Raw genomic sequence first — 7,186 nt, forward strand, 5'->3', positions numbered from 1 at the left:
ACCACTGTCTTTTTTTATGCCGGTTGTTTGTTGTTGGCCAGTGACCAGGCGTGTGGCCGCCATGAGTAGCGGAGTACCGGCTTTTTATTGTGGCAACCCATCCTGATGCCGCCGTGCCCACAACGAGCGGGCCAGCCAGGGTAGACTCAGCCCGACAATGGTAATGGTAATGCCGAGGGTCTGGATCAGACTCAGCTGTACCCCCATGGCCAGCGCAATCAAGGCAGCCGACACCGGCACCAAATTAAAATACAGCGAAGCATTGGCAGCACCAATGGCCTTGACGCCCTGAATCCAGAACAGATACGCCAGCACAGAACCAAAGAGGCTGATGTGCAACAACTGCAGCCACTCGATCGGGTTGAGCAGCTGAATTTCTTGCCAGGGGTGAATCTCCTTGAACAGCAGGCCATACACACTGACCGCCAGCCAGCCCGCCGTCATGGTAACCAGGGTAAACGACATGGGAGGCAGCCAGTGGCTGACGCGTTGTGAGGCAATGGTAAAGGCCGCCCAGCACAACATGCCGATGCTGATCAGCAAGTCACCACGATTAAGGCCGTGTTGCAGCAGCGACATAACATCGCCGTTGGTAATCACCAGGGTTACGCCGATCAGGCCAATGGTCAGGCTGATCCACTGTTGAACCGAGAGCCAGCGGCGGGCCAGTGCTCCCGCTGCAATCGACGTCACCAATGGACTGAGCGCCATAATCAGGGCACCGTTGGTGGCCTCGGTGTAGGGCAAACCTTCGTAAAGAGCGAGGTTGAAACTGCCCACCCCGAGCACGCCAAGTGCCGCCAGAACCAGATATTGCGATCCACTCAGTGCTGGCCAGGGCTTGCGCTGCACCAGCAGATAAAGACAGACACAGACCAGCGCGATCAGAAACCGCCACATCAGCAATGACAACCCGGAAACCGACTGCAACAGGACTTTGGAAATAGGAAACACACTGCCCCAGCAAATCACGCAAATCAGCAGCATGAGAACAGGCGTGGCTCGGGCTGGCAGGTTCATGGAAGCTCCAGGTTAGATAAACGCCCAGCTTATGGGTTCCTGTGCCAGTCGCAAGCACTAACTTGGTAATGTTCGCCGCGACAACGGTGCCGGATAGCAAAGAATCATTATTTTTTTACAGCGCCAGGGAACCAAATGCCGGTAAGTACCTCTTAACACAAGCAGTTTCATTGTTTATCTGCTCTCCCTCTGTTAGATCTAGTTTTGACGGCCCTTGTGGCCGTTTTTTTTGGGATTTTTTCTGGCGCTGGTCGATGGCGTTGAGGTGTTCTGCAGGGCAGGGTGTCGAGCCTGGTTGCTGGACATTCACCACTGAGTGCGTATAAATCGAAGCTCAATGCAGATAGTCGGGAGCCGTGCTTGAATCTTGTTTGGGCGTTGTTTTTTCTGGTCGGTTTTGCCACGGCTCTGGTGCGTTGGGCCGGCGGTGACAGCGAGGTGTTTCAGCAACTGGTGAATGCCAGTTTCGATATGGCGACCCTTTCGGTTGATATTGCTATCGGGCTGATCGGTCTGCTGGCGTTATGGTCGGGACTGTTTGCCATTGCCGAAAAAACCGGTGTTATTCACTGGCTCGGCCGAGGGTTGGCACCGCTGTTTCGGCGGCTGATGCCGGAAGTGCCTGCGGGACATGAAGCACAAGGGGCTATCACCATGAACCTGGCTGCCAATATGCTGGGGTTGGATAACGCCGCCACGCCGCTGGGCATCAAGGCGATGCAGGCTCTGCAAACACTGAATCCTCTCAAAGATACCGCCAGTAATGCCCAGATCCTGTTTCTGGTGCTGAATACCTCCTCTGTCACTTTATTGCCCGTCACCATTTTTATGTACCGTACCCAGTTGGGCGCGGCGAATCCTGCTGATGTATTTGTACCCATTTTATTGGCCACCACCGCGTCCACATTGACGGGTTTGCTGGCGGTGATGTGGTGGCAAAAAATCCGTCTGGATGCCGTACTGCTGGCGTATCTGGGAGGGCTGGTGGCGCTGGTCGCGACCATGGTTTTCTGGCTTGGGTCATTACCGGTGGAGCAACTGGCGGATACCTCACAGCAGCTGGCCAACGGTATCATTATGTTGTTGATCGTCAGTCTGATTGCTGCCGGGTTATGGCGGCGACAGCCAGTGTATGAGCAGTTTGTTTGCGGCGCCAAAAGCGGTTTTGAAACCGCGGTGCAGTTGATTCCTTATCTGCTGGCGATGCTGGTGGCGATTGGTGTTTTTCGTGCCAGTGGTGCCCTTGACCTGTTGCTGGATGGCGTGCGCTGGTTGCTGACGGTATTGGGGGTCAGCACGCTGTTTGTTGATGCCTTGCCGGTGGCGCTGATGAAGCCGTTCAGCGGCAGCGGTGCCCGCGCCATGATGCTGGATGTGATGAATAGCCAAGGCGTCGACTCAGTGGCCGGGCATATTGCGGCGGTAATGCAAGGCAGCACCGAAACCACCTTTTATGTGCTGGCGGTCTATTTTGGTGTGGTGGGTATTACCCGAATCCGTTATGCCCTCTGGGCCGGGTTGCTCTGTGATGGCGTTGGCATGATCACTGCCGTGGTGGTGGGCTTATGGTTTTTTGATGTGTGAAGCCTGAGGTTTGGGTCTCTTGCGGCAAGCCGGTTATCATACCCGGCTGATTCATCGATTTACTGTGAGTATCCGCATGCCCGAAGACATTCGTCCTGTTACCCGTACACCATTACATCGTCGCCAGATTGACGTGCAGGGCTACCTGCGCAGTGATGGCTTGTGGGAAGTGGAAGCCACCATGATGGATACCAAGCACTACGCATTTCATCTGCGTGACAAGGGTGAGCTGCCGGTTGGTTCCCCCTTGCATGACATGACCATGACCCTGGCGGTCGATGATCGCCTGGTGATTCGGGAAGTGCGTGCTGATATGCGTTCCACACCGTATCGGGATTGCTCTGGCGCTGGGCCTCGCTACGACTTGCTGGTCGGTATCAAAATCCGTTCTGGCTGGATCAATGACGTCAAGGAAGCACTCGGCCGTTCGTATGCCTGTACTCATCTGACCGAATTATTGCCGGTGTTGGCAACGGCTGCTTTCCAGACCATTCAAGGTTATCGCCTGCAACATGAGCCTGGTTACGCCAGCAGTCCGGTTAACCGCAAACATATGACGAACACCTGTTATGGCTATCGCGAGGGTGGCCGTGCCGATACGATTTTATGGCAAACAGAAACAGAATGACTGGCCGTATGGTATGCGCTGACGTGGCGCTGGCCTGAGGCGGTGAGTTAGGGATGGGTTAGACGGTGAGTCAGGCGCTGGTTCGGAGGTTATTCATACAAGGCCAGCATTTGACGGGTTGTATCCTTGAATTCATCAACCCAGTGTGACGGCGAGGTGACGCGGATATTACGATTCAAACCGTATACCCACCATTTGCTTTCCTGATCGTCGGTGATGGTAGCCACCAGTCGGTACCAGTCACTGCCATCGTCAAGCGGCGTGATTTCCTGTGTTTGACTGAGTGGTGTTTCACCCAGCAGATAAGCCACTTCGGGGGAAATATCGGCTTCAAGGATGATCTCTCCAGCGGGAGTCCAGCCAAATCGCGAGATGTAATCATCGATATTGAATTGCAGGTTTTCGTCGATATTGTCGTCAGATAACGCCGCATTCGCCATGCGATGCAGTGCAAAAATAACCGGGTTGGTGTGCTGGTTAGCGGTGGCAATCAGATAGTGGATATTGCCTTTACTGACCATTCCCAGAGGGGAAAACAGCAAGGTTTTCGGGTGATCAGCGCTGCGTTTGGCGTACTGGGCAGTAAATTTTTTGCCCAGCAGTAATGCCTGGGTCAGGGTGGCCCATACCTGGGTATCGACGGTGGGTTTGTGCAGCTGTTTCATTCCGGGTAATACCCGTACCCGGTCGGGCCAGGTACTCAGGTGGCTGCCGTGGCGCTGCAGCGTGGCTTCCGCTTCCATAAACTGGGGTTCGATACCCTGGTACACTTCGGCAGGTAACACCTGTTCCAAATAGGGCTTTGCCTGGATATAGCTCAGGGCAATCACGGCATTACTGGTGGGTGCCAGCTCTTTGCGGCCTTTCATAAAAGACCAGGCCTGGCTGCGGCCCTGTTCGGTGCAATAATAAGCGTAATGCTGGGACAGCTCGACCAGATCCCGTTCAACCGTGCGTTTGTGACAAGGGAAGGAAAGATTGAGTTTTTCCCAGATCGCTCGAGTAGTGATCGGCGTCAGGGGCTCTTCCGGAATCATGCGCAGCATCTCCATGCGGCGTGCAAATGTCGAATAATCGTTAGACATATTTCATATCCTTATGAGCATTGGGTTTGTTATTCCACCGGGCGGTAGTATAACGCGAAATAATGTGAATTGTGTCACATAAGCTGCCTAAGTAAAGCAGGTTGGGGAGTCGTCGGTGGGGTGTTTTCCTGATCCACGTGCAAGGCGAGTGCATGGCAGTGGGGGCACTCATCGGGGAGATCGCTCAGTGCTTTGAACTGGGACTGCCAGGTACACTGTGAGCAGCTGACGTGATAGATAAAAGTGAAGGGCTGTTCCATAGTCTTTTCCAATTTAATCCAGATCTGGCGCATTGTTGGCAGTGAGCGCGGCAAATGGCGTCGCGCAGAACACGGAATAATTGGAGAAAATGGACAGCGGTGGTTGCTTGCTCTGTTGCAGGGCTGGATTAACAGAGCGAACCTGGGGGAGACGGCTGCTGAAGCCCGCCGTTATGGGTAGCCGTCGCGATTGAGGGCTACCCGGTGAATAATGGGTGAATGAGGGTATCAGTCCTTGAAGCGTGTCTGGCTGGCATCCAGGGTAGACAGGTGCAGATTCCAGTGTTGCAAACCACTCTCGCTATAAACATGCTCGCCTTTCTGGGATTGGGTATGAGGCAATTTATCTATTGCTGTACCGTTCAGCAGCAATTTGACCAGTCGTGCCGCATGACGGCCTTCGTTATACGCTGAGACGGTAAAGCCGCCCGCTGCTTTACCTTTACCAATAAACACATCCCACAAGGCAAAAATCGGAAGGCTCGAGCTGCTGTGAGCCATTTGCATCAGGTCGGTTGGGTCTGCTCGTACGCCCTGGCCGTCCCGAATGGTGTGATACGTGCCGACAATAACAGCGGCGTAGCCATTGGATTTGCCATTGGTGATGGCATTCAGCCAGGTGTCACGATCGTTGGTCAGCAGGATATCCACTTCTGAGCCGTGGATGGTTTCCTTGCGCTGGTCGCCAAAACGTTCCTGGATCGTACTGCGCATGGTGGGAGAATCATCCGCCAGAATCAGGAAGCGATCCGGGTTGGAGACCATCTTGCGTATATGGCGAATGCTTTGGTCAAAAAATGGTCGCTCCTGCACACCGGTCACCCCTTTTTTAAGCAATACCGGGTGCTGTTCTGGCCCACCATTGATACCGAGAAAGACAATCGGGATACCCAGCGCTTGCAGGGATTCACCCATCAACTCCAGCGCATTGTCGTCACCAATAAGCGCGACTGCCGGCTTTTGTGCCTTGACTCGCTCAAGTATCTGTTGCGCCCGGATTGGCCAGTTATCCCTGGTCAGACGTTTGGTATCGAGGGAATAGGTCTGGATCTGGTGGATTTTACCCAGGCTGTCATCAATGGCTTTGAGGTATTGGGCATCCCATTCGTACTCTGGATGGTAGCTTTCAATAACAGCAATCTGGGCAGCGAAACTGCTCAGAGGCATTATCAGGGCTGTTATACCAGCCAGGAACAATGTGTAGAGTCGGCATCGGGCGACTCGGGTCGTAACATACAAAAACGGCTGGAAGGCAGATAAACAGGGCATGAGAGCGTCCGATTATAGTAATTGGAAAATGATTGTCATATCGATGATGGATTATTCGCTGAGCAGTTTTTTAGCCAGCTGTGCTTATTTTTTTATTAGGTATAGCAAAAAATTACAGATCCGTCTAATGCTCTGAGAGTGAAATTAACAGTCCGTCAATTCAAGCGATTAGCCATATATTGATGACTGAAATATCAATTAAAAACAAACAACACGCCCATGCTCGCCTGTATATAAAACAAGCAGGGCCGTCGGTGTGCTGTGTTGTCTTGCGACGGTATACGACATGATTTTGTCTGAAAGCGTCTCTGGCCGGCCATTAAGCCTCATAATAACAGCCTGCCGGTGGTGCAGGAGTTATCGGTTTTTAAATGTAATCGATTGATTTTAATGGCTATTTTATTACGCCGTGCGGTTGTTGTCACCGTGCCATCAGCCGCTGGCTAAGCGGGATGAAAATTGCAGGCAAGTGGTTACCACAAGAAGCGCATGATCTCCGCTGGTACGGGTGTCTGGTTACTGCTCGTCGGTATGAGCGTTTTCCCAGACTGGTCGCTGACGGTGTGAGCGGTCTGGGCTGGACGGATTACTGGCGGCAAGGGTTGGGCGAGGAGTGCGTAGCCTGGCTGCAATCCAGTTGCCACGCCATTGCAGGTCGTTGCAAGCCGTTGATCGTAGAGGTCTATAGCGGAGGTTTATCGTGGGGTGTTGCGGCTGGTGTTGTGATCTGAAGCCAGCCGTCAGCGTATAATTGATTAAACTCAGGCAGGACATAATGGATATACATGATATAAGCCCGATCGGAATAATACACTCTCCTTATACTCATATTGCTGGTATGCCCGTTCAGCCCAAGGGTGCTGACGGAGTAGCCGGGCATATTGTTCTGGATAAACAATATCAGGAAGGTCTGCAAGACCTCGATGGATTCAGTCATATTTATATCTTTTACTGTTTTCATCAGGCTACCCGGACTGCATTACGTGTAACTCCTTTTATGGATACCCAGGAGCGTGGTGTGTTTTCCACCCGTTCGCCATTACGGCCCAATCATATTGGTATGTCGATTGTGAAGCTGACCGGTATTACAGACAATATCTTGCAAGTGGAAGGGGTGGATGTACTGGACGGCACGCCATTGCTGGATATCAAACCCTATATTGACCAATTTGATGCGATCACCAGCAGCACATCCGGCTGGTTGCAAGCCAGCGAAGCCGACGTTAAAAACCGCCGTTCGGATGAACGCTTCCGCTAAACCTGTAGGGGACATCCATTTAATCCTGCACGGCTCTGCGCGAGTGTTGCCGTTGTTCAGGGCAAGGCGACGAATGCAGCGA

Annotated in this window: 7 protein-coding genes; 4 read left to right on the forward strand and 3 right to left on the reverse strand. The window is 52.9% G+C overall.

What is annotated here, in order from left to right:
• Positions 1 to 84: 84 nt before the first annotated feature.
• The gene (locus Q8W32_RS15580; protein WP_305415581.1) at positions 85 to 1,020 is read right to left on the reverse strand and encodes a DMT family transporter; all 936 of its coding nucleotides are present in this window, start codon (positions 1,018 to 1,020) and stop codon (positions 85 to 87) included.
• Positions 1,021 to 1,380: 360 nt separating this feature from the next.
• Here Q8W32_RS15580 and Q8W32_RS15585 point away from each other — a divergent pair, with 360 nt between their 5' ends.
• Together Q8W32_RS15585 and Q8W32_RS15590 are read left to right on the forward strand one after the other, a co-directional pair.
• Positions 1,381 to 2,604 carry a nucleoside recognition domain-containing protein gene (locus Q8W32_RS15585; RefSeq protein ID WP_303434456.1) on the forward strand — a complete coding sequence of 408 codons (1,224 nt, stop codon included), beginning with the start codon at positions 1,381 to 1,383 and terminating at the stop codon, positions 2,602 to 2,604.
• Positions 2,605 to 2,668: 64 nt separating this feature from the next.
• Positions 2,669 to 3,232, forward strand: coding sequence for a DUF2889 domain-containing protein (locus Q8W32_RS15590; protein WP_305415582.1), 564 nt, complete (start codon positions 2,669 to 2,671; stop codon positions 3,230 to 3,232).
• Positions 3,233 to 3,321: 89 nt separating this feature from the next.
• Here Q8W32_RS15590 and Q8W32_RS15595 read toward each other — a convergent pair whose 3' ends face one another.
• Positions 3,322 to 4,317, reverse strand: a complete 996-nt coding sequence (locus Q8W32_RS15595) for a YafY family protein (RefSeq protein ID WP_303434458.1) — start codon at positions 4,315 to 4,317, stop codon at positions 3,322 to 3,324.
• A gap of 488 nt (positions 4,318 to 4,805) precedes the next feature.
• Entirely contained in the window at positions 4,806 to 5,744 is a 939-nt protein-coding gene (locus tag Q8W32_RS15600; protein WP_305415583.1) for an ABC transporter substrate-binding protein, read from the reverse strand.
• Between the two features lie 554 nt (positions 5,745 to 6,298).
• On the opposite strand from Q8W32_RS15600, the gene Q8W32_RS15605 reads away from it, so the two are divergent.
• Entirely contained in the window at positions 6,299 to 6,577 is a 279-nt protein-coding gene (locus Q8W32_RS15605; protein ID WP_305415584.1) for a hypothetical protein, read from the forward strand.
• A gap of 44 nt (positions 6,578 to 6,621) precedes the next feature.
• Positions 6,622 to 7,104 (forward strand): tRNA (N6-threonylcarbamoyladenosine(37)-N6)-methyltransferase TrmO, encoded by a 483-nt coding sequence (gene tsaA, locus Q8W32_RS15610; RefSeq protein WP_305415585.1) that lies wholly within the window; start codon positions 6,622 to 6,624, stop codon positions 7,102 to 7,104.
• Positions 7,105 to 7,186 lie beyond the last annotated feature (82 nt).

Origin of the sequence: Oceanobacter sp. 3_MG-2023, assembly GCF_030688925.1 — a bacterium.
In the GTDB taxonomy this organism is placed as follows: domain Bacteria; phylum Pseudomonadota; class Gammaproteobacteria; order Pseudomonadales; family Oceanobacteraceae; genus Oceanobacter.

Bases quoted from the DNA above. Each gene is read 5' to 3' on its own strand.
- Q8W32_RS15580 (WP_305415581.1), bottom strand. From the start codon at position 1,020: ATGAACCTGCCAGCCCGAGCCACGCCTGTTCTCATGCTGCTGATTTGC.
- Q8W32_RS15595 (WP_303434458.1), bottom strand. From the start codon at position 4,317: ATGTCTAACGATTATTCGACATTTGCACGCCGCATGGAGATGCTGCGC.
- Q8W32_RS15600 (WP_305415583.1), bottom strand. From the start codon at position 5,744: ATGCCTCTGAGCAGTTTCGCTGCCCAGATTGCTGTTATTGAAAGCTAC.
- Q8W32_RS15605 (WP_305415584.1), top strand. From the start codon at position 6,299: ATGAAAATTGCAGGCAAGTGGTTACCACAAGAAGCGCATGATCTCCGC.
- tsaA (WP_305415585.1), top strand. From the start codon at position 6,622: ATGGATATACATGATATAAGCCCGATCGGAATAATACACTCTCCTTAT.